The 26,220-nt window shown below is 70.8% G+C and carries 18 protein-coding genes; 12 read left to right on the top strand and 6 right to left on the bottom strand.

Annotated features, from left to right (window positions below; genetic code table 11):
- Positions 1 to 76: 76 nt before the first annotated feature.
- The gene (locus ACT2CW_RS15840; RefSeq protein ID WP_414085268.1) at positions 77 to 748 is read right to left on the bottom strand and encodes a methylated-DNA--[protein]-cysteine S-methyltransferase; all 672 of its coding nucleotides are present in this window, start codon (positions 746 to 748) and stop codon (positions 77 to 79) included.
- Between the two features lie 89 nt (positions 749 to 837).
- Positions 838 to 1,719 (bottom strand): glycerophosphodiester phosphodiesterase, encoded by an 882-nt coding sequence (locus ACT2CW_RS15835; RefSeq protein WP_182469001.1) that lies wholly within the window; start codon positions 1,717 to 1,719, stop codon positions 838 to 840.
- Between the two features lie 215 nt (positions 1,720 to 1,934).
- Between ACT2CW_RS15835 and uvrB the strand changes: the two genes are divergently transcribed.
- The 4 genes from uvrB (at position 1,935) to ACT2CW_RS15815 (ending at position 8,204) form a co-directional block, all read left to right on the top strand.
- Positions 1,935 to 4,064 carry an excinuclease ABC subunit UvrB gene (gene uvrB / locus ACT2CW_RS15830; RefSeq protein ID WP_445517038.1) on the top strand — a complete coding sequence of 710 codons (2,130 nt, stop codon included), beginning with the start codon at positions 1,935 to 1,937 and terminating at the stop codon, positions 4,062 to 4,064.
- A gap of 195 nt (positions 4,065 to 4,259) precedes the next feature.
- The gene (locus ACT2CW_RS15825) at positions 4,260 to 4,838 is read left to right on the top strand and encodes a TerD family protein (protein ID WP_138911182.1); all 579 of its coding nucleotides are present in this window, start codon (positions 4,260 to 4,262) and stop codon (positions 4,836 to 4,838) included.
- A gap of 147 nt (positions 4,839 to 4,985) precedes the next feature.
- Entirely contained in the window at positions 4,986 to 6,947 is a 1,962-nt protein-coding gene (locus ACT2CW_RS15820; RefSeq protein WP_445517037.1) for a TerD family protein, read from the top strand.
- 252 nt (positions 6,948 to 7,199) lie between these two features.
- Positions 7,200 to 8,204, top strand: a complete 1,005-nt coding sequence (locus tag ACT2CW_RS15815; RefSeq protein WP_164430193.1) for a TerC family protein — start codon at positions 7,200 to 7,202, stop codon at positions 8,202 to 8,204.
- A 98-nt stretch (positions 8,205 to 8,302) separates the two neighbouring features.
- On the opposite strand, the gene ACT2CW_RS15810 is transcribed toward ACT2CW_RS15815, so the two are convergent.
- Together ACT2CW_RS15810 and ACT2CW_RS15805 are read right to left on the bottom strand one after the other, a co-directional pair.
- On the bottom strand, positions 8,303 to 9,613 hold the full coding sequence (locus tag ACT2CW_RS15810; protein WP_445517036.1) for an MFS transporter: 1,311 nt from the start codon (positions 9,611 to 9,613) through the stop codon (positions 8,303 to 8,305).
- Positions 9,614 to 9,734: 121 nt separating this feature from the next.
- A complete protein-coding gene (locus ACT2CW_RS15805) occupies positions 9,735 to 10,391 on the bottom strand; it encodes an MBL fold metallo-hydrolase (RefSeq protein WP_445517035.1) in 657 nt (218 codons plus the stop codon).
- Between the two features lie 582 nt (positions 10,392 to 10,973).
- On the opposite strand from ACT2CW_RS15805, the gene uvrA reads away from it, so the two are divergent.
- Positions 10,974 to 13,991 (top strand): excinuclease ABC subunit UvrA, encoded by a 3,018-nt coding sequence (gene uvrA / locus ACT2CW_RS15800; protein ID WP_445517034.1) that lies wholly within the window; start codon positions 10,974 to 10,976, stop codon positions 13,989 to 13,991.
- A gap of 71 nt (positions 13,992 to 14,062) precedes the next feature.
- Here the strand turns inward: uvrA and ACT2CW_RS15795 are convergent, their stop codons facing one another.
- Together ACT2CW_RS15795 and ACT2CW_RS15790 are read right to left on the bottom strand one after the other, a co-directional pair.
- A complete protein-coding gene (locus ACT2CW_RS15795; RefSeq protein ID WP_138911189.1) occupies positions 14,063 to 15,013 on the bottom strand; it encodes a carbohydrate kinase family protein in 951 nt (316 codons plus the stop codon).
- A complete protein-coding gene (locus tag ACT2CW_RS15790; protein WP_445517033.1) occupies positions 15,010 to 16,071 on the bottom strand; it encodes a LacI family DNA-binding transcriptional regulator in 1,062 nt (353 codons plus the stop codon). Before ACT2CW_RS15790 ends, ACT2CW_RS15795 begins: the two co-directional genes overlap by 4 nt.
- Before the next feature lie 198 nt (positions 16,072 to 16,269).
- Between ACT2CW_RS15790 and ACT2CW_RS15785 the strand changes: the two genes are divergently transcribed.
- From ACT2CW_RS15785 to gap, 7 genes are all read left to right on the top strand, one after another.
- Complete coding sequence (locus tag ACT2CW_RS15785; RefSeq protein WP_445517032.1) at positions 16,270 to 16,695, top strand: QcrA and Rieske domain-containing protein; 426 nt, start codon at positions 16,270 to 16,272, stop codon at positions 16,693 to 16,695.
- 117 nt (positions 16,696 to 16,812) lie between these two features.
- Complete coding sequence (gene uvrC, locus ACT2CW_RS15780; protein WP_445517031.1) at positions 16,813 to 18,900, top strand: excinuclease ABC subunit UvrC; 2,088 nt, start codon at positions 16,813 to 16,815, stop codon at positions 18,898 to 18,900.
- Positions 18,897 to 19,832 (top strand): RNase adapter RapZ, encoded by a 936-nt coding sequence (gene rapZ, locus ACT2CW_RS15775; protein ID WP_164430177.1) that lies wholly within the window; start codon positions 18,897 to 18,899, stop codon positions 19,830 to 19,832. Before uvrC ends, rapZ begins: the two co-directional genes overlap by 4 nt.
- Positions 19,829 to 20,848, top strand: coding sequence for a gluconeogenesis factor YvcK family protein (locus tag ACT2CW_RS15770; protein WP_164430175.1), 1,020 nt, complete (start codon positions 19,829 to 19,831; stop codon positions 20,846 to 20,848). Before rapZ ends, ACT2CW_RS15770 begins: the two co-directional genes overlap by 4 nt.
- A complete protein-coding gene (gene whiA, locus ACT2CW_RS15765) occupies positions 20,839 to 21,828 on the top strand; it encodes a DNA-binding protein WhiA (RefSeq protein ID WP_030840944.1) in 990 nt (329 codons plus the stop codon). The genes ACT2CW_RS15770 and whiA overlap by 10 nt, the downstream gene beginning before the upstream one ends.
- Positions 21,829 to 22,048: 220 nt before the next feature.
- On the top strand, positions 22,049 to 25,033 hold the full coding sequence (locus ACT2CW_RS15760; RefSeq protein ID WP_445517030.1) for a M14 family zinc carboxypeptidase: 2,985 nt from the start codon (positions 22,049 to 22,051) through the stop codon (positions 25,031 to 25,033).
- A gap of 176 nt (positions 25,034 to 25,209) precedes the next feature.
- Entirely contained in the window at positions 25,210 to 26,214 is a 1,005-nt protein-coding gene (gap, locus tag ACT2CW_RS15755) for a type I glyceraldehyde-3-phosphate dehydrogenase (RefSeq protein ID WP_037949670.1), read from the top strand.
- Positions 26,215 to 26,220 lie beyond the last annotated feature (6 nt).

The raw sequence follows: 26,220 nt of genomic DNA, 5'->3' as shown, positions 1-26,220 counted from the left end.
AGGGTGATAGGCAGGCACCACAAGACGGCCGCGGAATTCCGGAACAAGATATTTACGTCCGGCCGGGAAGAACGATTCAGAAGAGCGGTTGCGGAAGAACGCCTTCCAGTGCCAGCAGGGTGCGCTTGGTCTCCAGCCCGCCGCCGAAACCGCCGATGCCCCCACCGCTCTCCACCACTCGGTGGCACGGCACCACGACCGGCAGCGGATTGCTCCCCATGGCCATGCCGACGGCGCGGGCCGCGCCAGGCTCACCCACCCGGTCGGCGAGGTTCTGATAGCCGACGACCGTGCCATAGGGCACATGCGCGGCCAGCTCGCGCAGCACCCGGCGGTTGAAGCCGGTGATCAGGGACCAGTCCAGGGAGAGCGTGAACGCCTTGGCCTCCCCGGCGAAATAGCTCTCCAGCTGCCGTATCGCCTCGGCGAGATGTCCGGCGGGGCGAGGTGTGGACGGGGCGGCCGCGGTGCCGGGGGCCTCGGGCGGCACGGCGGTGGGCTCGGTGCCGAGGCGGCGCGTCAGCCTGGCGACGGCCTCGGCCGCGGTCTTCTCCTCCGCGTGGAAGACCACCTGGGCCAGCCCCTCGTCGGTGGCCGCGAGCAGCAGCGGGCCGATGGGCGTGGCCAGGACCGCCCAGGCCCAGGCGCGCGCGTCCGGCCCCTCCGGGCGCTCCCGCCGCTCTCGCGGGTCCGGCTGGTCCTGCGGATCCGGCTGGTCCGGCTGTGTCTGCCGCTCTGCGATCGTCACGCCTTCAGCGTAGAACCTGCCACTGACAGCGCCGCCGACAGCGCCCCGCCGGTCGGCCGACGGGGCGCCTCGTCAGGGCCGGCCGCGGATCACGAGGCGTCGTCGAGGGCGTCCCGGATCACATCGGGCTTGTTGGTGATGATGCCGTTCACACCCATGCCCGCGACCGAGACCGCCGTCGGGCCGTCGTTGACGGTCCAGGTGTAGACCTCCAGCGGCTTGCCGTGCGCCCCGTCCACCGACCGCACCGCGGACACATAGCCGGCGTCGATGGTGGTGTAGCTGGGGTTGATCTGATCGGAGAACTCGGCGTACTCCGGCAGATCGGCGACGGCCGGGGTGCCCAGGAAGCCGGTCTTGACGTCGGGGCGCAGCTGGTGGACCGTCCGCACGGCGTCGGCGCTGAAGCTCTGGACGATCAGCCGGCGCTTGTGCCGGTGGTCGAGCCAGCCCTCTCTTCGCAGCTCCCGCAGCGTCTGGCGCTCGATCCCCGGATAGAGCTCGGGAGCCTTGAGCTCCAGCAGGAGCTTTTGGTGGTTGTCCGAAACCCGGTCCATGTACTCCTCCAGGGTGGGCACCGCCTCGCCCTGGAAGTCGGGGCCGAACCAGCTTCCGGCGTCCAGCTTCTCGATCTCGTCGAGGGTGAAGTCGGAGATCTTCCAGGGCGCGCGGTCCGGGAAGACCTGCTCGACATCGGTGGTCCGGTTCAGCGTGGTGTCGTGCATGACGATCAGCTCGCCGTCCCTGGTGCGCTGGACGTCGTTCTCCACCCAGTCGATGCCCAGGTCGTCGGCGGCGTCGACGGCGGCCAGGGTGTTCTCGGGGGCGTACGCGGAGGCACCGCGATGGGCCACGGTGACGGTGTGGTGGTGCGTCGTCCGGCCGGTGGCCTGGGCCATGGCCGTGGGGAGGAAGAGCGCGGACATCCCGATGAGCGCGCCGGTTAACGCGGCGGCCGGGCGGATCTGCATACGGACTCCTCGCGTTGTCTGGTTCTCGTCCGACTCATGGACGGGCAGAGGGTCCCAGATGGGCGGCAGTGGAGGATAGATGCCGGATGGGCGGAAAATTCGCGCCACGAGCGACATCGTGTGCATGATCATCCGAATCCGGCCGGCGGGCCGGGGAGAGGGTGGCGCGGACGAGCGCTCCGCCGTTGTCAGTGGCGAGTCGTACGGTTGGTCTCATGCGGCCCGTAACTCAGCTCGAACGCAAGGTGGCGCCCTTCGAGGTCGTCAGCCCCTATCAGCCCAGCGGTGACCAGCCCACCGCCATCGCCGACCTCGACCGGCGCATCCGCGCGGGGGAGAGGGATGTCGTCCTGCTCGGCGCGACCGGCACCGGCAAGTCCGCGACCACCGCGTGGATGATCGAGAAGCTTCAGCGGCCCACGCTGGTCATGGCTCCGAACAAGACGCTCGCCGCCCAGCTGGCCAATGAGTTCCGCGAGCTGCTGCCGAACAACGCGGTGGAGTACTTCGTCTCGTACTACGACTACTACCAGCCGGAGGCGTACGTCCCGCAGTCGGACACCTACATCGAGAAGGACTCCTCGATCAACGAGGAGGTGGAGCGGCTGCGCCACTCGGCGACGAACTCGCTGCTCACCCGGCGTGACGTGGTCGTGGTGGCCTCCGTCTCCTGCATCTACGGCCTCGGCACGCCGCAGGAGTACGTGGACCGCATGGTGCCGCTCAAGGTCGGCGAGGAGATCGACCGCGATCAGCTGCTGCGTCGCTTTGTCGATATTCAGTACAACCGCAATGACATGGCGTTCACCCGGGGCACCTTCCGGGTCCGCGGCGACACCATCGAGATCTTCCCGGTCTACGAGGAGCTCGCGGTCCGCATCGAGATGTTCGGCGACGAGATCGAGGCGCTGTCCACGCTCCACCCGCTCACCGGCGAAGTGATCAGCGACGACCAGGAGCTGTATGTGTTCCCGGCCACCCACTACGTGGCGGGGCCCGAGCGCATGGAGAAGGCCATCGCCGGGATCGAGGCCGAGCTGGAGCAGACCCTGGCCCGGATGGAGAAGCAGGGCAAGCTGCTGGAGGCCCAGCGGCTGCGGATGCGCACCACCTACGACATCGAGATGATGCGGCAGATCGGCACCTGCTCCGGCATCGAGAACTACTCGCTGCACATCGACGGCCGTGAGACCGGATCCCCGCCGCACACCCTGCTGGACTACTTCCCGGAGGACTTCCTCCTGGTCATCGACGAGTCGCATGTCACGGTGCCGCAGATCGGCGCGATGTACGAGGGCGACGCCTCCCGCAAGCGGACCCTGATCGAGCACGGCTTCCGGCTGCCCTCCGCGCTGGACAACCGCCCGCTGAAGTGGGAGGAGTTCCTGGAGCGGGTCGGCCAGACGGTCTATCTCTCCGCCACCCCGGGGACGTACGAGATGTCCCGCGGCGACGGCTTCGTGGAGCAGATCATCCGCCCGACCGGCCTGGTCGACCCGGAGGTCGTCGTCAAGCCGACCGAGGGCCAGATCGACGATCTCATCCATGAGATCCGCACCCGCACCGAGAAGGACGAGCGGGTCCTGGTCACCACCCTCACCAAGAAGATGGCCGAGGACCTCACCGACTACATGCTCGAGCTGGGCATCCAGGTGCGCTATCTGCACAGCGATGTGGACACCCTGCGCCGGGTCGAGCTGCTGCGCGAGCTGCGCGCCGGTGAGTTCGACGTGCTGGTGGGCATCAACCTGCTGCGGGAGGGCCTCGACCTGCCGGAGGTCTCGCTGGTCGCCATCCTCGACGCCGACAAGGAGGGCTTCCTGCGCTCGGGCACCTCCCTGATCCAGACCATCGGCCGCGCCGCCCGTAACGTCTCGGGCCAGGTGCATATGTACGCCGACAAGGTCACCCCGGCGATGGCGAAGGCCATCGACGAGACCAACCGCCGCCGCGAGAAGCAGATCGCGTACAACAAGGCCAACAAGATCGATCCGCAGCCGCTGCGCAAGAAGATCAACGACATCGTGGCCCAGATCGCCCGCGAGGACGTGGACACGGAGGAGCTGCTCGGCACCGGCTACCGCAAGGCGAAGGACGGCAAGGGCGCGAAGGCGGCCGAGCCGGCGGCCAAGGGCGGCAAGGCCAAGGCCGCCAAGGGCAAGGCCAAGGAGGCGGTGCTGACCGACCGGCCCGCGGCCGAGCTCGCCGAGCAGATCGAGGAGATGACCGACCGCATGCGGGCCGCGGCGGCGGAGCTCCAGTTCGAGGTGGCGGCCCGACTGCGCGACGAGGTGTCGGAGTTGAAGAAGGAGCTGCGGCAGATGCGGGAGGCCGGAGTTTCCTGATCACCGGGCGCCCCGGGGTCTCACCGGGGCGCCCGTGGGTTCCCTGTGTTGCAAGACCGACACAAAAATCCGCCCGTCCGGCCGGAGCCCTGGCGGCAGTGCATAGGGTTTTCGGAAGGGCCGTGCGTACGGCGCGGCCACGGCCGCGCCGGTGGGCGGCCACGGGGAATCGAGAGACGAGAGTAGGGACAGCGCGTGACGGTCAACATGTCCAAGGGACAGGCCATCAGCCTACAGAAGGCCGACGGGGGCACCCTGACCGCGGTGCGGATGGGGCTGGGCTGGCAGGCGGCGCCCCGCCGCGGGCTGTTCGGCTCCCGTACACGGGAGATCGACCTCGACGCGTCGGCCGTCCTCTTCGCCGACAAGCAGCCCACCGATGTCGTCTTCTTCCGCCACCTGGTCAGCGACGACGGCTCGGTCCGCCACACCGGTGACAACCTCGTGGGCGGCGCCGGTCAGGGCGGCGACGACGAGTCGATCCTGGTCGACCTCCAGCGGGTGCCCGTCCACATCGACCAGATCGTCTTCACGGTGAACTCCTTCACCGGCCAGACCTTCGCCGAGGTGCAGAACGCGTTCTGCCGGCTGGTGGACGAGACCAACGGCCAGGAGCTCGCCCGCTACACCCTCACCGGCGGCGGGCAGTACACCGCCCAGATCATGGCCACGGTCCAGCGCGCGGGCAGCGCCTGGCAGATGAAGGCGGTCGGCGAGCCGGCCAACGGCCGCACCTTCCAGGACCTGATGCCGCACATCCTGCCGCATCTGTAAAGGCGTACCGCACTGGTAAAGGCGTATCGCCCAGGTGAGCGCGTCGGCCCGGTTGAGCAGAGCTCGCCGGGCCGACGCGCTCACCGCACCACCGCATCACCACTCACACGTACGGCACACAGCGGAACACAACGAGGGGACGCAGCCATGACGGCCGAGCTGGTCCGAGGGCAGAACCACCCGCTGCCCCAGACCCGTTTGGAGATCCGGATCTCTGCGGGCAATCCGATCGTGGCCGGGGCGACACTCGGCGATGAGCGGGGCACGGTGCACGGCGCCGAATGGGTCGCGCACCCCGCCTCGCCCCAGCTGGCCGGGATAGAGGTGCCCAAACAGGCGGCGGCCGCCCACCGGCTCGCCGTGGACCTCGACGCGATGCCCGAGCACATCCACCGGGTCACCGTGCTGCTCGCGCTGCCGACCGGCGTCGGCGGCCCGGCCCGGTTCGGCGCCATGGCCGCGCCGTTCGTCGCCGTCACCGGCCTGGACGGCACCGAGATCGCCAGCTACACCATCACCGACCTGGACTCGGAGTCCGCGGTGGCCGCCCTGGAGCTCTACCGCAGGCAGGGCGCCTGGAAGGTGCGCGCCATCGGTCAGGGGTACGCGGGCGGGCTGGCCGCCATGCTGCACGACCAGGGGCTGGAGCAGGGCGCCGACCTCGCGGCGCGGATCAACGAGGCGGTGGCCCGCGGGATGGCCCGTTCGGTCGCCCAGCCCCCGCCCCGCCCCGAGGGCGACGGCCGGGTGCGCACGGCCGCCGCGGGCGGCGGCACTGACCCGGCCCCGGCCCAGCCCCAGACCGCGCCGCAGCAGCCGCAGACCCCGCCGCAGCAGCCGCAGGGCGCGCCCGCCGCCGGAGGGTCCGTCGACTACCAGCACCCCGGCCGCCGTACGGCCGCGCCGCCCACGCCCCCGCCCACGGCGCCGCCCGCCGCCCCCGGGCAGCCCGCCCGGCCGGTCGCGGGCGACGCCTCCGGCTGGTCCATGGACGAGCGGCTCTACAACCAGGTCTGGGGGATGTTCGAGGACCTGGCCCGGACCACCGCGGCCTACCGCAGCGCCGTGGACTTCGCCGAGTCCCGCATGGAGCAGGAGCTGGACCGGGTGCTCTCCGACCCGCGCACCCGGGTGGGCCCGGCCGCCGACTCCGCCCGCGCCGAGGCGCGCGCCAAGCAGACCGGCCTCGTGGAGCAGGCCCGGACCGCCCTCGACCGCGATCTGGCGCAGCTCATCGCCGAGGCCGAGGTGGTGGAGCCCGCGCTGCCGTACGCCTACGCCCGCTGGGACAGCCCGGTGTGGCAGGCGTACCAGGTGCCGATGGAGGTCCCGATGGCCCTGCGCCTGGGCGATCTGCACCTTCCGGAGCGCACCGATCTGCGCATCCCCATGCTGGTACGGCTGCCGCTGGAGCGCGGGCTGTGGATCGACGCCGGGCGCTCGGGCTCGTTCGACGGACCGGCCGACTCCGGTGAGCTGCGCAGGCTGGCGGCGGACGCGGCGGTGGCGATCGCGGCGCGGATGCTGGCCGTCTATCCGGTCGGGGAGTTCGCGGTGCGTGTGATCGACCCGGCGGGTTCGGCCGCGGGCTCTCTCGCGCCGCTGGTGGGGTCCGGTGTGCTGGCCGAGCCGCCGGCGGCCGGGGCCCAGGGGGTCTCGGCGGTGCTCGCCGCGCTGATCCAGCGGGTCGACCTGGTCCAGATGGCGATCCGCAGCCGGGCCACGGACGCGCTGCCGCCGGATCTGGACACCGCCGAGCAGCTGCTGATCGTCCATGACTTCCCGCACGGCTTCGACGACCGGGCCGTCACCCAGCTGCGCTATCTGGCGGACGAGGGGCCCTCGGTGGGCGTGCATCTGATGATGGTCGCCGACCGCGAGGACGCGCGGGCCTACGGTCCGGTGCTGGACCCGCTGTGGCGGTCGCTGCTGCGGCTCACGCCGGTGGCCGACGACCACCTCGCCGACCCCTGGGTGGGCCATGCGTGGACCTACGAGCCGCCGATGGTGCCGCCGGGCAGCCGGGTGCTGGGCGAGGTGCTGGGCGAGGTGGGGAGGGCCGCGCAGGAGCTGAGGGCGGCCCGGGCCCGCCAGTCCTACGGTGGCTGACCAGGGCCGACCACGGCAGGCCCGGCTCTGACCAGGTCTTTTGCCTTTTTCTTTACTCTCTCATGGGGATTCCTGTACTCTCTTTTACGCGGAGGGGAGTACTCCTTAGCGGTGTTCCCGTCACCACGGATTCCGTCCGGCACCAGGAGGCCGGACGGAATCCCGGGACACCGGTCCATGGCGCGGTCCACGGGCGGAAGAGACCTCCGGCAGCGACGACGCTGAGACTGCCGTACGAATGCCGGAGGAACCGTGGACGTTTCCGTGACCATGTGGGGGCTGACGATTCTCGGCCTCTGCGCCCTGATCGCCGTCGACTTCTTCATAGGCGGCCGCAAACCGCATGAGGTCTCCCTCAAGGAGGCCGGGATCTGGACCGCCGTCTGGGTCGCACTCGCCGGGCTCTTCGGGCTCGGGCTGCTGGTCTTCGCGGGCGGCCAGCCCTCCGGCGAGTTCTTCGCGGGCTTCATCACCGAGAAGTCGCTGAGCGTCGACAACCTCTTCGTCTTCGTCCTGATCATGGCGAAGTTCGCCGTGCCGACGATCTACCAGCAGCGCGTGCTGATGGTGGGTGTGCTCATCGCCCTGGTGCTGCGCGCGGTCTTCATCGCCGCCGGCGCCGCGATCGTCTCGACCTTCGCCTGGGTCTTCTACATCTTCGGCGCCTTCCTCATCTGGACGGCCTGGAAGCTCATCCAGGAGGCGCGGGCCGATGAGGAGGAAGAGGAGTTCGAGGAGAACCGGCTGCTCAAGGCGGTCGAGAAGCGGTTCCCGTCCACCGACCGGTACCACGGCACCAAGCTGTTCATCGTGGAGAACGGCAAGCGGCTGATGACCCCGATGCTGATCGTCATGCTGGCGATCGGCACCACCGACGTCCTCTTCGCGCTGGACTCCATACCCGCGATCTTCGGCCTCACCCAGGACCCGTACATCGTCTTCACCGCCAACGCCTTCGCGCTGATGGGCCTGCGCCAGCTGTACTTCCTCATCGGCGGCCTGCTCAAGAAGCTGGTCCACCTCTCGTACGGGCTGTCGATCATCCTCGGCTTCATCGGCGTCAAGCTGGTGCTGCACGCGCTGCACGAGTCCGGGGTGCATGTCCCGGAGATCAGCATCCCGGTCTCGCTCGGCGTCATCTGTGCGGTGCTCGCCGTCACCACGGCCACCAGTCTGTACGCGTCGAAGAAACAGGCCCTGGCGGAGGCGGGGAGCGGGGAGGACCGGACCCGGGACAAGGACAGCGTCGACGTCTGACGGCGCCCGCGGCGTCACCGCCCTGACGGCGTCTCAGAGCGCCCGACGGCGTCCGACAGCTAGTCGACAGCTAGCCCCCCCGGAGCCGGGAGACGGGCTCACACAGCCGCCTCCCCGGCCTCCAGAGGCCGTACGGTCGGCCGTCCACCATCCGGACGGTCGGCCGTCGGCCGTGTCTCCGGCAGCAGGGCGAAACAGCCCAGGCTCAGCAGCGCCACGGCGATCAGATACGCGGCGACGCCCCAGGGCGGACCGTCGCCATGGGACACCGCCGTCGCCACGATCGGGGTGAGCGCCCCGCCCAGGACGCCCGCGAGGTTGTAGCCGAGCGCCGCCCCCGTACAGCGCACCCGCGCCTCGAACAGCTCGGGCAGATAGGCCGAGGTCACGGCGAACATGGTGATGAAGGCGAGCAGCGCGCCCAGGAAGCCGAGGAACATCAGCGGCGGCTCCCCGGTGCGCAACAGCGCCACCAGCGGAAACATCCACACCATGGTGGCCACGCAGCCCACCAGGCACATCGGCCGCCGCCCGAAGCGGTCGCCGAGATGGGCCGCCAGGGGCGTGAGGGCGCCCAGGACCGCCACGGCCGCCATGATGCAGCCCAGCAGGGTGGTACGGGCCACTCCGAGCCGCTCCGTGCCGTACGCCAGCGACCAGGTCGTGACCGCGTAGAAGACGGCGTAGCCCACCGAGAGACCGCCCGCGGTCAGCAGGACCAGCCGCCAGTGGCCGCGCACCACCTCGGCCAGCGGCGCGGCGGCCTGCTCACCGCGCTCGGCCAGCTCCCGGAACCGCGGGGACTCGGTCACCTGGGCCCGCAGCAGCAGCCCGGCGCCCGCCAGCAGCCCCGCGCCCCAGAACGGCACCCGCCACCCCCAGGACCGGAACTCGCCGTCGCTCAGCGTGGCCGACAGGGTCAGCATCGTGCCGTTGGCCAGCAGAAAGCCGATGGACGGGCCGACTTGCGGAAAGCCCGACCACAGCCCGCGCCGCGCGGCGGGCGCGTGCTCGGCGGTCAGCAGCACCGCGCCGCCCCATTCACCGCCCAGCCCGAGCCCCTGGAGGAAGCGCAGCACGAGCAGCAGGACGGGGGCGGCGATGCCGATCGAGTCGTAGGTCGGGACGAAACCCACGGCGACGGTCGCGAGACCGGTGAGCATCAGTGAGGCGATGAGCACCGGACGGCGCCCATGGCGGTCCCCGAGGGGCCCGAAGAGCATCGAGCCCAGCGGCCGGGAGACGAAGCCGACGCCGAAGGTGCCGAAGGCGGCGAGGGTGCCGGCCAGCGGCGAGAAGGTGGGGAAGAACAGCGGGCCGAGGACGAGCGCCGCGGCCGTGCCGTAGACGAAGAAGTCGTAGAACTCGATCGCGGTGCCGGCCAGGGACGCGGCGGCGAGGCGGGCCATGGACGGAGGGCGGTCATGCTGCGGAGAGCGGTCGTGCTGCATGACGCGACAACCGCCCCGGCCCGCCGGGGGTCACGGGGCGTACGGAGGCGTGCGGCGCTCCGGGGCCGCGCGAGCGCCGCTACCAGCCGCGCTCGCGCCACTCCGCGAGGTGCGGGCGCTCGGCGCCGAGGGTGGTGTCGTCGCCATGGCCGGGGTAGACCCAGGTCTCGTCGGAGAGCTGGTCGAAGAGCTTGGTCTCGACGTCGTTGATCAGGCTCTCGAACGCCTCGGGATCCTTCCATGTATTGCCGACGCCGCCCGGGAACAGGCAGTCGCCGGTGAACACGTGCGGATGGCCGTGCGGGTCGTCGTAGATCAGGGCGATGCTGCCCGGGGTGTGGCCGACCAGATGGCGGGCGGTCAGCTCGACCCGGCCGACCCGCAGCGTGTCGCCGTCCGCGACCGGCACATCGGTCGGCACCGGGATGCCCTCGGCGTCGTACTGGCCCGCGTAGGTGCGGGCGCCGGTGGCGTCCACCACCTCACGCAGCGCGTTCCAGTGGTCCTGGTGCCGGTGGGTGGTGACGACGGAGGCGATACCGCTCTCGCCGATCAGGGACAGCAAGGTGTGCGGCTCGGCGGCGGCGTCGATCAGGAGCTGCTCGTCGGTGGCTCGGCAGCGCAGCAGGTACGCGTTGTTGTTCATGGGACCGACCGCGACCTTCGAGATCATCAGATCGGGCAGTTCATGCACATCGGCCGGTCCGCCGACCGTCACCACTCCGCTGTAGGTCATGGCCTCAGCCTAGTGCGGGCAGGGCGGGCAAGGGACCGTCGGGGCAGGAGAGACCGGCGCCGTCCGTACGGCCGGTGAGCCGGCCCAGCAGGGCGGCGGGGGAGCCGGTGACGGTGACCGGGGACTCCCCGGGGGCGGCGGGGCGGCCGGTGCGCCGGGCCCGGTGACCAGCCGCAGCGGGGGAATATCCGGGTGCCCGGCGAACCTTGTACCAGTGAGTACGGTGAGCCGGCTCTCGACGAACGCGGTGGGCAGATCCGCCACAGCGCGGCGACCGTCGCGTCGAAGCGGGCGGCACTGGTGCGCAGGTCGTCCAGTGGACGGCGAGCGGCCGGGCGGCATGCCGCCGGATGTCGGCGTCGCGCGTCTCCACCACACGATCGGGTGAAGTCGGCTCCCGTGGCCCGCAAATCGAATGTGCGTGCTATAGGCTCGGTGTGCTGCATCCTTAAGACATCGTCGTCGTGCCCCCATACCCTGGGTTGGGGGCTTCGCTCCGCTCCGCCTCTGCTCCGACCGGCAGGGCCGCCCCGCGAGCGGGCTCGGCGCACCCCGACTCTCTCAAGAAAGGTGCCGACCGGCGTGGCCGACCGTCTCATCGTTCGTGGCGCTCGCGAGCACAATCTCAAGAACGTCTCACTCGACCTTCCTCGCGACTCGCTCATCGTCTTCACCGGGCTGTCCGGGTCGGGCAAGTCGTCCCTCGCGTTCGACACGATCTTCGCCGAGGGGCAGCGCCGGTACGTCGAGTCGCTCTCCTCCTACGCCCGCCAGTTCCTGGGGCAGATGGACAAGCCCGATGTGGACTTCATCGAGGGCCTGTCCCCCGCGGTGTCGATCGACCAGAAGTCGACCTCGCGGAATCCGCGCTCGACGGTCGGCACCATCACCGAGGTCTATGACTACCTCCGGCTGCTGTTCGCCCGTATCGGCAAGCCGCACTGCCCCGAGTGCGGCCGTCCGATCGCCCGCCAGTCGCCGCAGGCGATCGTGGACCGGGTGCTCGAGCTTCCCGAGGGCAGCCGCTTCCAGGTGCTCTCGCCGCTGGTGCGCGAGCGCAAGGGGGAGTTCGTCGACCTCTTCTCCGATCTCCAGACCAAGGGCTACAGCCGCGCCCGGGTGGACGGCGCCACCATCCAGCTGTCCGACCCGCCGAAGCTGAAGAAGCAGGAGAAGCACACCATCGAGGTGGTCGTGGACCGCCTCACCGTCAAGGACAGCGCCAAGCGCCGGCTGACGGACTCGGTGGAGACCGCGCTCGGCCTCTCCGGCGGCATGGTGATCCTCGACTTCGTGGACCTGGCGGAGGACGACCCGCAGCGGGAGCGGATGTTCTCCGAGCATCTCTACTGCCCGTACGACGACCTGTCCTTCGAGGAGCTGGAGCCGCGCACCTTCTCCTTCAACTCGCCCTTCGGCGCCTGCCCGGAGTGCACCGGCATCGGCACCCGGATGGAGGTCGACCCGGAGCTGATCGTCCCGGACGAGGAGAAGTCGCTGGACGAGGGCGCCATCCACCCCTGGTCCCACGGCCACACCAAGGACTACTTCGGCCGTCTGGTCGGCGCGCTCGCCGACGCGCTCGGCTTCCGTACCGACGTCCCCTGGGCCGGGCTTCCGCAGCGCGCCAAGAAGGCGCTGCTCAACGGGCACCGGACCCAGATCGAGGTCCGCTACCGCAATCGCTACGGCCGCCAGCGGGCGTACACCACGGCCTTCGAGGGCGCGCTGCCCTATGTGAAGCGGCGCCATTCGGAGGCGGAGAGCGACGCCAGCCGGGAGCGGTTCGAGGGCTATATGCGCGAGGTGCCCTGCCCCACCTGTGAGGGCACCCGCCTGAAGCCGATCGTCCTGGCCGTCACCGTGCAGGACAAGTCCATCGCGGATGTCTCGGCGATGTCGATCAGCGAATGCGCCGAGTTCCTGCGCGGCATGGAGCTGAGCGCGCGCGAGAAGACCATCGCCGAGCGGGTCCTCAAGGAGGTCAACGAGCGGCTGCGGTTCCTGGTCGACGTCGGCTTGGACTATCTCTCGCTCAACCGCGCCGCGGGCACCCTCTCCGGCGGCGAGGCCCAGCGCATCCGGCTGGCCACCCAGATCGGCTCCGGTCTGGTCGGTGTGCTCTATGTGCTGGACGAGCCCTCCATCGGCCTGCACCAGCGCGACAACCACCGGCTGATCGAGACGCTGGTGCGGCTGCGCGACCTCGGCAACACCCTGATCGTCGTGGAGCACGACGAGGACACCATCAAGACCTCGGACTGGGTGGTGGACATCGGCCCGGGCGCGGGCGAGCACGGCGGCAAGGTGGTGCACAGCGGGCCGCTGAGCGAGTTGCTGGTCAACCAGGAGTCGGTGACCGGGCACTATCTGTCCGGCAAGAAGGCCATCCCGCTGCCGGCGGTGCGCCGGCCCATGGACCCCAAGCGGCGCCTCACGGTCCACGGCGCCCGGGAGAACAACCTCCAGGACATCGATGTGTCCTTCCCGCTCGGGGTGCTCACCGCCGTCACCGGTGTCTCGGGATCGGGTAAGTCCACGCTGGTCAACGACATCCTCTACACCCATCTGGCCCGTGAGCTGAATGGTGCGCGAGCGGTTCCCGGGCGGCACACCCGGGTCGCGGGCGACGATCTCGTCGACAAGGTGGTGCATGTCGACCAGTCGCCCATCGGCCGCACCCCGCGCTCGAACCCGGCCACGTACACCGGCGTCTTCGACCATGTGCGCAAGCTGTTCGCGGAGACGATGGAGGCCAAGGTCCGCGGGTACCAGCCCGGGCGGTTCTCCTTCAACGTCAAGGGCGGCCGCTGCGAGAACTGCTCCGGTGACGGCACCATCAAGATCGAGATGAACTTCCTGCCGGATGTGTATGTGCCGTGCGAGGTCTGCCACGGCGCGCGCTACAACCGGGAGACCCTGGAGGTGCACTACAAGGGCAAGTCCATCGCCGAGGTGCTGGACATGCCCATCGAGGAGGCGCTGGACTTCTTCGAGGCGGTGCCCACCATCGCCCGCCATCTGCGCACCCTCAACGAGGTCGGGCTGGGCTATGTCCGGCTCGGACAGCCCGCGCCGACCCTCTCCGGCGGTGAGGCCCAGCGCGTCAAGCTGGCGAGCGAGCTCCAGAAGCGGTCGACCGGCCGCACAGTGTATGTGCTGGACGAGCCGACCACCGGTCTGCACTTCGAGGACATCAGCAAGCTGATCAGCGTGCTCTCCGGCCTGGTCGACAAGGGCAACACGGTGATCGTCATCGAGCACAACCTCGATGTGATCAAGACGGCCGACTGGGTCGTGGACATGGGCCCCGAGGGTGGCAGCGGCGGCGGTCTGGTGATCGCCGAGGGCACCCCGGAGGACGTGGCCTCGATCCCGGTCAGCCACACCGGGAAGTTCCTGCGGGACATGCTGGGCGACCGGGTGAGCGACGCCACGGTGCCCGCCGCGCGCAAGGGCGGTGTGACCGCCAAGAAGGCGCCCGCCAAGAAGGCCGCCGCGAAGTCCACGGCGGCCAAGAAGACCGCGGCGAAGAAGACCGTGGCCAAGAAGGCGGCGGCCAAGACCACGGCCGCCTCCAAGCGGGCGGCCGCGAAGTAGCCCGAGCCGCTGTGCCCGCGCCGCGCCCGGACCGACCCGGGCGCGGCGCGAGCACGGGCGAAGCGGTGGGCTCAGGCCAGCTCGGACGCGTAGGGCGGCTCCGCGCCCGCCCGGGAGCAGGTGATCGCTGCGGCGCGGGCGGCGAAGCCCAGCACATCCCGCCAGGCCGCCTCGTCCAGCTTGGCCAGCGCGGGCGCCGACAGCGCCTGGTGCCCCGCCAGCCGGTGCAGCAGCGCGGCGTTCACGGTGTCGCCCGCCCCGATGGTGTCCACGATGTCCACCCGCTCGCCGGGCACCGAGATCACCGAGCCGTCCTGGCGCCGTACGCTCAGCCCCTCCCCGCCGTGGGTGAGCACCACGGCCGCCGGACCCGCCGCCAGCCACGCGCCCACGGCCCTCTCGACATCCCCCGCGTCCTCCGAGTCGGCCAGCCACCTCGCGTCCTCTATGGACAGCTTCAGCAGGCCGATATGGGGTAGCCAGCCGTGGAAGCGGGCCCGGTAGGCGTCGGCGTCGGGGATCAGACCGGTGCGGATATTGGGGTCCAGCGTGGTGAAGACCCCGCGCGCGGCCTCGCGCCGCAGCAACTCCTCGTACGCGCTCGCGCCCGGCTCCAGCACCAGGGAGCAGGTGCCCAGCGACAGCGCGCTCACCCCCTCGGGAAGGGACGGCGGCAGGGTGAAGAGCCGGTCCGCGGTGCCCTGCACATAGAAGCCGTACCCGGCCGAGCCATCGGCCCCGATGGAGGCGACGGCCAGCGTCGTGGGCTCCTCGCCGCGCTGCACCAGCGCGGTGTCCACGCCGTCCTTCCGCAGCCCCTCCAGCAGCGCCTCCCCGAAGCCGTCCGTGGAGACCCGCGAGCAGAACGCGGTGGGCGAGCCGAGCCGCCCCAGGGCCAGCGCGGTGTTGTACGGGCCGCCGCCGCGCGCGGGCCGCAGCGCGGGCAGCCGGTCACCCGCCGCGGGGCTCGGCGTGCGCTCGGGCACGAGGTCGATCAGGGCTTCTCCGGCGACGACGATCACGAGACGGGGTCCTTTCCGGCGAGTCCGGGGGTTCCGGGGAGCGGTGGTCGGTCGAGGGCTTCGGCCACACAGCCGCACGAGGTGCGGTGGACGAAGGCGCAGGGCAGCCGTACGGTGCGCGGCGGCCGCCCCGGATGCTCCAGCCGCTCGAGCAGCAGCCGGACGGCGGTGGCGCCGACCTCCCGGCTGGGCTGGGAGATCGCGGTGAGCCCGGGGGAGAAGACATCCGCCCAGGAGAAGTCGTCGAAGCAGACCAGCGCGAGATCGTCCGGCACCCTCAGCCCCGCCGTCCGCAGGGCGCGCAGCGCGCCGATGGTCATCGCGTTGTTCGCGGTGATGATCGCGGTGGGCGGCTCGGGGGAGGCCAGCAGCCGGTGGACGGCGTCCTCCGCGCCCCGCGCCTCGGAGTGGCCCTCGGCCAGCAGCCCGGGGCGGAACGGCAGCCCATGGCGCTCCAGCCCGGCCCGGTAGCCCGCGATCCGCTCGCTGGTGGTGCTCAGCCCCGGAAGCCCCGCGACCAGTCCGATGCGGAGGTGGCCGAGATCGGCGAGATGGCCGACCAGCTGTTCGACGGGGCGGGCGTTCTCGGCGCACACCTGGTCATGGGCGTCGCCGACCAGCCGGTCGAGGAAGACGGCGGGGATCTTACGGCGGGCCAGATACTCCAGCAGCCCGGCGGGCTCGGCCGACGGGGCGACGATCACGCCGTCCACCCGCCGCTCATGCAGCAGCCGGACGACGGTGAGCTCATGCGCGGGGTCGTCATGCGGATCGGCGATCAGCAGCCCGTAGCCCCGCTCCAGGGCGCTGGACTCGACGCCCTGGAGGATCTCGGTGAAGTACGGATTGCTGATCGCCGAGACGGCCAGGCCGATCGAGCGGGTGCGCGCGGTCACCAGGGAGCGCGCCAGCGTATTGGGGATGTACCCGAGGTCGTCGATGGCGTCCAGCACGGCCTTACGGGTGCCGGGGCGCACCGGCCGGGTCTCGTTGAGCACATGCGAGACGGTGGCCACGGACACCCCGGCGCGCCGGGCGACATCGACCATGGTTGCCATCCGCTGCGGTCCTTAACGTCGTCGAGATCTCTGCCGAGCCCTGCTGGGGGCACGTAACGTATCGCATCGACCGTCGGACGTAAACGTTTGCGCAAACGCTTACGTCCCCCCCCCCCCCCCCCCCCCCCGGGGGTGGCGGCGAACGGAAGGGTCTGTGCCGGTATGGTCGGAGGGCCCTCACACCCCCAGGAGCCGCAGATGTCCAGCCAGCCCGCCTCCCGTCGAACCGTGCTGTGCCGCGCCGCGCTGGCCGGAGCCGCCGGGCTCGGGGTGGCGGCCTGCTCCCCGGACGGATCGGGCAAGAAGGCGCCCCCGACGCCCACCGCCCCGGTCGAGCTCGGCTCGGCCGGTGTCGTGCCGGTCGGCGGCGCCAAGATCTACCGCGAGCAGCGGGTGGTGGTCGCCCAGCCCGCCAAGGGCGAGTTCACGGCGTTCAGCGCGGTGTGCACCCACGCCGGATGCGTCGTCGACACGGTCGAGGACGGCAAGATCAACTGCCCCTGCCACGGCAGCCAGTTCGACGCCCGCACCGGCAAGGTCGTCCAGGGGCCCGCGGAGAAGCCGCTGCCGTCGGTCCCGGTCACCGCGAAGGGCGGACGGCTCGTCGCGGGCCCCGACGCCTGAGCGGACCCACGCCGGTGACGCCCGGGCGGGTCGCGGAATTCCCAAATCCCCTGGACCTCACCGCACCGCGTCCCGAGGGCACCGGATGTGTCACTCCCCGCAAGTAGGGTGGTGACCATGGCCGACCCGAGCAGCTACCGCCCCAAGCCGGGACAGATCCCCGACTCGCCGGGGGTCTACAAGTTCCGTGACGAGCACCGCCGGGTGATCTACGTCGGAAAGGCGAAGAGCCTGCGCCAGCGGCTCTCGTCGTACTTCCAGGACCTGGCGAACCTCCACCCGCGGACCCGCACCATGGTCACCACGGCCGCCGCCGTGGAGTGGACCGTGGTCTCCACCGAGGTCGAGGCCCTACAGCTCGAGTACTCCTGGATCAAGGAGTTCGACCCCCGGTTCAACGTCAAGTACCGGGACGACAAGAGCTACCCCTCCCTCGCCGTGACCCTCAACGAGGAGTTCCCCCGGGTCCAGGTGATGCGCGGCGCCAAGAAGAAGGGCGTGCGCTACTTCGGCCCGTACGCCCACGCCTGGGCCATCCGCGAGACCGTCGACCTGATGCTCCGCGTGTTCCCCGTCCGGACCTGCTCCGCCGGGGTGTTCAAGCGCTCCGCCCAGATCGGCCGCCCCTGTCTGCTCGGCTACATCGGCAAGTGCTCGGCCCCCTGCGTCGGCCGCGTCACCGCCGAGGAGCACCGTGAACTGGCCGAGGAGTTCTGCGACTTCATGGCCGGGCGCACCGGCGCCTATCTGCGCCGCCTGGAGCAGCGGATGCACGAGGCCGCCGAGGAGATGGAGTACGAGAAGGCGGCCCGGCTCCGCGACGACATAGGGGCGCTCAAGCGCGCCATGGAGAAGAACGCGGTGGTGCTCGCCGACGCCACCGACGCCGACCTGATAGCGGTCGCCGAGGACGAGCTGGAGGCGGCCGTCCAGATCTTCCATGTGCGCGGCGGCCGGGTGCGCGGTCAGCGCGGCTGGGTCACCGACAAGGTCGAGGCCGTCGACACCGCCGGGCTGGTCGAGCACGCCCTCCAGCAGCTGTACGGGGAGGAGCGCGGCGACGCGGTCCCCAAGGAGGTCCTGGTGCCCGCCGTGCCGGAACCGGCCGAGCCGGTCACCCAGTGGCTCGCCGAGCGCCGGGGCTCCCGGGTCGATCTGCGCATCCCGCAGCGCGGCGACAAGAAGGACCTCATGGAGACCGTCCAGCGCAACGCCCAGCAGGCGCTCGCGCTGCACAAGACCAAGCGCGCCTCCGACCTCACCACCCGCTCCCGGGCGCTGGAGGAGATCGCCGAGGCCCTGGGTCTCGACTCCGCCCCGCTGCGCGTGGAGTGCTTCGACATCTCCCACCTCCAGGGCGATGACGTGGTGGCCTCCATGGTGGTCTTCGAGGACGGACTCCCCCGGAAGAGTGAGTACCGCCGCTTCCAGATCAAGAGCTTCGCCGGGCAGGACGATGTCCGCTCCATGCACGAGGTCGTGAGCCGCCGCTTCCGCCGCTATCTCCAGGAGAAGCAGAAGACGGGGGAGTGGCAGGAGGAAGCCACCGAGACTCCCGGGGACACCGGGGACACCGGGGACACCGGGCAGCCCCTCGACGGACCCGAAGGAACCGACGGGCCCGACCAGGGGCCCTCCGGCCCGATCGACGAGGAGGGCAGGCCGAAGCGGTTCGCCTACCCGCCCCAGCTCGTCGTGGTCGACGGCGGCAAGCCGCAGGTGGCCGCCGCCAAGCGGGCCCTGGACGAGCTCGGCGTCGACGACGTCGCCGTCTGCGGCCTCGCCAAGCGGCTCGAGGAGGTGTGGCTGCCGGACGAGGAGGACCCGGTGGTGCTGCCCCGCAGCAGCGAGGGGCTCTACCTCCTCCAGCGGGTCCGCGACGAGGCCCACCGCTTCGCCATCACCTACCAGCGCAGCAAGCGCGCCAAGTCGCTGAAGGCCGGGCCGCTGGACACCGTTCCGGGTCTCGGCGACAGCCGTAAGCAGGCCCTGCTGAAGCACTTCGGCTCGGTCAAGCGGCTGCGCGCCGCCACCGTCGAGCAGATCTGCGAGGTGCCCGGCGTCGGCCGTAAGACGGCCGAGACGGTCGCCGCGGCGCTCGCCGGGGCCGCCCCGGCCGCGCCCGCCGTGAACACCGCCACAGGAGAGATCATTGAGGACGAGGCCGCCGGCGCGGCGTCGTCGAACGGGGGGACCAGACCATGACCGAGCACAAGAACCATGGAGACGGAGCGCAGGTGAATACGGGCACGTCGGGCGAGCCCGCCGAGGCGGCGGCCATCCCCGAGCTGGTGATCATCTCTGGAATGTCGGGCGCGGGCCGCAGCACCGCCGCCAAGTGTCTGGAGGACCTCGGCTGGTTCGTCGTGGACAACCTGCCCCCCGCGCTGATCCCCACCATGGTCGACCTGGGCGCCCGCTCCCAGGGCAATGTGGCCCGGATCGCCGTGGTGGTGGACGTCCGCGGCCGCCGCTTCTTCGACAACCTCCGCGAGTCCCTCGCCGACCTCGCCGCCAAGAACGTCAAGCGGCGGGTGCTGTTCCTGGAGGCGTCCGACGAGGCCCTGGTGCGCCGCTTCGAGTCGGTGCGCCGCCCGCACCCCCTCCAGGGCGACGGCCGGATCGTGGACGGCATCGCCGCCGAGCGGGATCTGCTGCGCGAGCTGCGCGGGGACGCCGATCTGGTGATCGACACCTCCAGTCTCAACGTCCATGAGCTGCGGGCCAAGATGGACGCCCAGTTCGCGGGCGAGGAGGAGCCCGAGCTGCGGGCCACGGTGATGTCGTTCGGCTACAAGTACGGGCTGCCGGTCGACGCCGATCTGGTGGTGGACTGCCGCTTCCTGCCCAATCCGCACTGGGTCCCCGAGCTGCGCCCCTTCACCGGGCTCAACGAGGAGGTCTCCAGCTATGTCTTCAACCAGCCCGGCGCCAAGGAGTTCCTGGACCGGTACGCGGAGCTGCTCCAGCTCATCGCCGCGGGCTACCGCCGCGAGGGCAAGCGCTATGTGACCATCGCCGTCGGCTGCACCGGCGGCAAGCACCGCAGCGTCGCGATGTCCGAGCGGCTCGCCCCGCGGCTGGCCGCCGAGGGAGTGGAGACCGTCATCGTCCACCGGGACATGGGGCGCGAGTGACCATTCGTACCAATCGGCTGCGACGGCTGGTCGGGGCGCGGGCGAACCGGAGCGCACAGCCCAAGGTCGTCGCCCTGGGCGGCGGCATGGGCCTGTCTGCGTCGCTCGCCGCGCTGCGCCGGATCACCGGCGATCTGACCGCCGTCGTCACCGTGGCCGATGACGGGGGCTCCAGTGGACGCCTCCGCGACGAGCTGGGCGTGCTGCCGCCCGGCGATCTGCGCAAGGCCCTGGCCGCGCTGTGCGGCGATGACGACTGGGGCCAGACCTGGGCGCGGGTCATCCAGCACCGCTTCGCCAGCGAGGGCGAGCTGCACGGCCACGCGGTCGGCAATGTGCTGATCGTCGCCCTGTGGGAGCAGCTGGGCGACCATGTGGAGGCGCTCGACCTGGTCGGCAAGCTGCTGGGCGCCCACGGCCGGGTGCTGCCCATGTCGGCCGTCCCCCTGGAGCTCCAGGCGTACGTCCGGGGCCATGACCCGGCGCGCCCGGACGAGGTCTCCACCGTCGCCGGCCAGGCCACCGTGGCGCTCACCCCCGGCGAGGTGCAGTCGGTCCATCTGGTGCCGCACGATCCGCCGGCCGTCCCCGAGGCCGTCGAGGCGGTCATGGACGCCGACTGGGTGGTACTGGGGCCCGGCTCCTGGTTCTCCTCCGTGATCCCGCATCTGCTGGTCCCCGATCTGCTCAAGGCGCTCACCGAGACCAAGGCCCGGCGCGTGCTCTCGCTGAACCTCGCCCCTCAGCCGGGAGAAACCGACGGCTTCTCCCCGCAGCGTCATTTGGAGGTTTTGGCCCGACACGCCCCTAAACTCGCCTTCGACGTGGTGCTGGCCGACGAGGCCGCCGTCCCCGACCAGAGCAGTCTGTGCGACGCCGCCAAGCGGCTGGGCGGCACAGTCGAGCTGGCTCCGGTGGCCGCGACCGACGGTGCCCCGAGGCATGACCCGGAGCTTCTGGCGGCCGCGTACGACCGTATTTTTCGGATGCATGGAAGGATCGGCCCATGGCGATGACGGCAGCGGTGAAGGACGAAATCTCCCGGCTCCCCGTCACCCGGACCTGCTGCCGGAAAGCGGAGGTCTCGGCGATCCTGCGGTTCGCGGGCGGGCTGCACCTGGTCAGCGGGCGCATCGTGATCGAGGCGGAGCTGGATACCGGGATCGCGGCCCGAAGAGTCCGCAAGGACATCCTGGAGATCTTCGGCCACTCCTCGGATCTGGTGGTGATGGCCCCCGGCGGGCTGCGCCGCGGCAGCCGGTACGTGGTGCGGGTGGTGGCGGGCGGTGACCAGCTGGCGCGGCAGACCGGCCTGGTCGACGGCCGCGGCCGGCCGATCCGCGGGCTGCCGCCGCAGGTCGTCTCGGGGGCCACCTGCGACGCCGAGGCCGCCTGGCGCGGGGCCTTCCTCGCCCATGGCTCGCTCACCGAGCCCGGCCGCTCGTCCTCCCTGGAGGTGACCTGCCCAGGACCGGAGGCCGCGCTCGCCCTGGTCGGCGCCGCCCGCCGGCTCCAGATCGCCGCCAAGGCGCGCGAGGTGCGCGGGGTGGACCGGGTGGTCGTCCGGGACGGTGATGCCATCGGCGCGCTGTTGACGCGGCTGGGGGCGCATGAGTCGGTCCTCGCGTGGGAGGAGCGGCGGATGCGCCGCGAGGTGCGGGCCACCGCCAACCGCCTCGCCAACTTCGACGACGCCAATCTGCGCCGCTCGGCCCGCGCCGCCGTCGCCGCCGGGGCCCGGGTGCAGCGCGCCCTGGAGATCCTGGGCGAGGAGGTGCCCGAGCACCTCGCCGCGGCCGGACGGCTGCGCATGGAGCACAAGCAGGCGTCCCTGGAGGAGCTGGGCGCCCTCGCCGACCCGCCGCTGACCAAGGACGCCGTCGCGGGCCGTATCCGCCGGCTGCTGGCCATGGCCGACAAGCGCGCCCAGGACCTGGGCATCCCCGGCACCGAGTCCAGCCTGACCGAGGAGATGGCCGACGGCATGGTCGGCTGACACCGCTCCTACGAGCTGACGCCCCCCACCGGCTGACGGCCCGACAAGCCGTACGAGAGCCGCACCCCACGCCCCCGGGTCACACGAGTGATCCGGGGGCGTGGTGTGTCCCGGGGCATGTGACGGCGGTTCCGCGCGCCGCTGTTGACATGACCATGTGTCGTGACAAGTCTGGAGCGCTGCGCACCCGCGTGTCTTCACACGACAGCCAGGGGGGCTCATGAAGCTCGGACGCACGGTGAGATTCAGACGCACGGTGAGATCGGGCGGCGCGGTGGTGGCACTTGCCGCGCTGCTCCTGGGGGGACTGGCCGCGGCACCCGCGGCCACCGCACAACCGCCGGCGGACTCCGCCGGCGACGGGCTGTCCGTATGGACCGCCCAGGTCACGAAGGATCAGATTCCGCTGCTGCTCCGCGCCGGAGCGGACGGTACCGAGCTGGGGCGGCAGGTGCCCGAGAGGGGCACCGGTCCGGTCGAGCTCTACCTCACCGCCCAGCAGGCCGCCGAACTGCGCGGCAAGGGCGTGCGGCTCGCCGAGAAGAAGGTCTCCGCGCAGAGCCGCGACCGGCTGAAGGCCGCGGGCGACGGCGTCTTCCGCCCCTACAGCGGCGAGGGCGGGCTGAAGCAGGAGATCGTCGAGACCGGCCGGGCGCACCCCGGCCTCACCAAGGTCGTCAGCATCGGCAAGACCGGCCAGGGCAAGGACATCCTCGCCCTCAAGCTGAGCAAGGGCGCCGCGAAGACCCGCGACGGCGGCAAGCCGTCGGTGCTCTACATGTCCAACCAGCACGCCCGGGAGTGGATCACGCCCGAGATGACCCGTCGGCTGATGCACTACTACCTCGACAACTACGGCAAGGACGACCGCGTCACCAGGATCGTGGACCGTACGGAGCTGTGGTTCGTGCTGTCGGCCAACCCGGACGGCTACGACTACACGCATCAGAGCCCGGCCAACCGCCAGTGGCGCAAGAACCTGCGCGACAACAACGGCGACGGCAAGATCACCTCGGGTGACGGCGTCGACCTCAACCGCAACTTCGGCTACAAGTGGGGCTACGACAACGAGGGTTCGTCCGCCGACCCGGCCGATGAGACCTACCGAGGACCCGCCCCCGCCTCCGAGCCGGAGACCAGGGCGCTGGACGCCTTCGAGAAGCGCATCGGCTTCACCTACGGCATCAACTACCACTCGGCCGCCGAACTGCTGCTCTACGGCGTCGGCTGGCAGGTCGCCACCCCGACCCCCGACGACGTCCTCTACACGTCCCTCGCCGGCACCCCCGAGCACTCCGCCATCCCCGGCTACCACCCGCAGGTCTCCTCCGAGCTGTACACCACCAACGGCGAGGCCGACGGCCACGCGGCGAACGTCAACGGGATGATGATGTTCACCCCGGAGATGTCGACGTGCCAGACCGCCTCCAACGTGGACCCGGACGACGCCTGGCAGCCGCGCGACTGCGCGTCCGTCTTCACCTTCCCGGACGACGAGAAGCTGATCGCCCAGGAGTTCACCAAGAACATCCCCTTCGCGCTCTCGGTCGCCGAGACCGCAGAACACCCCGACCGGCCCTCGTCGTCGGTCGGTATGACCGCGCGGGACTTCACCCCGGACGCCTTCACCACGTCGTACGCGCGCGGCGGCGACCAGGACGTCTCGGTGACCGTCCGCAAGCGCGTCCGCGACAAGAAGCTCAACTACCGCGTGGACGGCGGCCGTACCCACACCGCCCCGCTGAAGGCATGGCGGGGCGGTGAGACCTACGGCGGCGAGGACAACGTCCGCTTCGACCAGTACCGGGCCGCCGTCAAGGGCGCGGACCCCGGGCAGAAGGTCGAGGTCTGGTTCACCGGCCGTACGGAGAGCGGCAAGCGGACCGCCAGTGAGCCGTTCACCTACACCGTGGCGAAGCGGCCCCGCGCCGACACGCTGGTGATCGCCGAGGAGGGCGGCACCTCCCCGGCCCGGCACACCGCCGCGTACACCCGGGCGCTGGCCGACAACGACCGTAAGGCGGCCGTCTGGGACGTGGCCACCCAAGGGGCGCCGTCCGCGCTCGGCGTGCTGAGCCACTTCAGGACGGTGCTCTGGTACACCGGCGCCGAGCGGCCGGGCGGCCCGACCCTGCTCGCGGTGCGCGACTTCCTCAACGAGGGCGGCAAGCTGATCACCACCGGTGAACGGGCGGGCGGCAGCTCCGAGGTGGGACCGGCCGACACCGACGACTTCAGTCAGTACTACCTGGGCGCCGACAGCCGGCTCACCCTGAAGTCGCCCACCGCCTTCCAGGGCGCCGGCGCGCTCGCGGGCACCGGCGCGAACCTCGGCGACGCCCCCGGCAACCCCCTGGACGCGGCGGGCGCCTACACCGTCACCTCCGATGTGCTGCCGCCCGAGGACTTCCCCCAGTTCCGCAGCGCGGGCGCGGGGGAGTACCCGAACACGCGCACCCCGTACCAGCCTTACGAGGGCGACTGGATGGCGGCCGCGGGGCACCGTGACAACTCCTGGATGCGGCTGTCCCGCACGGTGGACCTCACCGGTGTGTCCGCAGCCGACAAACCGGCCCTGGACTTCCGGCTCAGCTACGACACCGAGCCCGGCTACGACCATGTGATCATCGAAGCGCGCACCGCGGGCAAGGACGACTGGACCACCCTCCCCGACGCGGGCGGCGGCTCCTCCACCAAGGTGCCCACCGAGTGCGAGGCGGGCTTCCTGCTCAATCTGCACCCGTTCCTCAAGCACTACCTGACCCCCGGCGACAACGGCTGCGCCGCGAAGGGCAGCACGGGCTCCTGGAACAGCCTGACGGGCTCCTCCGAGGGGTGGCGGCCGGTCTCGCTGGACCTGAGCGGCTACGCGGGCAAGAAGGTCGAGCTGGCGCTCTCGTACGTCACCGATCCGGGCACCGGCGGCCGGGGCGCCTTCGTGGACGGCACCGAGCTGACCGTCGGCGGCACCGCCGAGGACTCCGAGGGCTTCGAGACCGCGCTCGGCCCGTGGACGGTGCCGGGGGCGCCGGAGGGCAGCCCGGCCAACGCCGGGGACTGGTCCCGCTCCCGGGAGCTCTTCCACACCGTCGCGGGCGTCACCACACGGGACACCGTGCTGCTGGGATTCGGACTGGAGCACGTACCCGACGCCGCCCAGAGAGCCCGGCTGGTGGGCGACGCGCTACGTGCGCTGCGTCGTTGACAGCGCGTGACACATCGTGACTGAATCGGCGGTCCGTACCACTTTCCGGTGGTCATGGGCCGCCGATGCCAATGTCACGTACGTCCCGTGATAGCGGTAGGGTCGGAGGCGGTCGGGGACATCCCATTACACGTTCGCCGGCGTCCAGACCGGCACACCAACGAGGAGATCGGTTCGTGACGATCCGCGTAGGCATCAATGGCTTCGGCCGCATCGGTCGCAACTACTTCCGCGCGCTCCTTGAGCAGGGCGCGGACATCGAGATCGTCGGTGTCAACGACCTGACCGACAACGCTACCCTGGTGCACCTGCTCAAGTACGACTCCATCCTCGGCCGGCTGAAGCACGAGGTCAGCCACACCGAGGACACCATCACGGTGGGCAACCAGACGTTCAAGACGATGGCCGAGCGCGACCCGGCCGCCCTTCCGTGGGGCGAGCTCGGCGCCGACATCGTGGTGGAGTCCACCGGTATCTTCACCAAGCGTGAGGACGCCGCCAAGCACCTTGCCGCCGGTGCGAAGAAGGTCCTGATCTCCGCGCCCGCCAAGAACGAGGACATCACCATCGTGATGGGCGTCAACCAGGACAAGTACGACCCGGCGAACCATCACGTCATCTCCAACGCCTCCTGCACCACCAACTGTGTGGCGCCGATGGCCAAGGTCCTCGACGAGAGCTTCGGCATCGTCAAGGGCATGATGACGACGGTCCACGCGTACACCAACGACCAGCGCATCCTGGACTTCCCGCACAAGGACCTGCGTCGCGCCCGCGCGGCGGCCGAGAACATCATCCCGACCTCCACCGGTGCCGCCAAGGCCACCGCGCTGGTCCTCCCGCAGCTCAAGGGCAAGCTGGACGGCATCGCGATGCGCGTCCCGGTCCCGACCGGCTCGGTCACCGACCTGGTCCTGGAGCTCGACCGCGAGGTCACCAAGGACGAGATCAACACCGCCTTCCAGAAGGCCGCCGAGGGTCAGCTCAAGGGCATCCTCGAGTACACCGAGGACCCGATCGTCTCCTCGGACATCGTCAACTGGCCCGCGTCCTGCACCTTCGACTCCTCCCTGACCATGGTCCAGGGCAAGCAGGTCAAGGTCGTCGGCTGGTACGACAACGAGTGGGGCTACTCCAACCGCCTCGTCGACCTGACCGTCTTCGTCGGCGGCCGGCTCTGACCGCTG

Source organism: Streptomyces sp. NEAU-174 (genome assembly GCF_052665095.1).
This window is presented reverse-complemented; position numbering and strand designations above follow the sequence as displayed.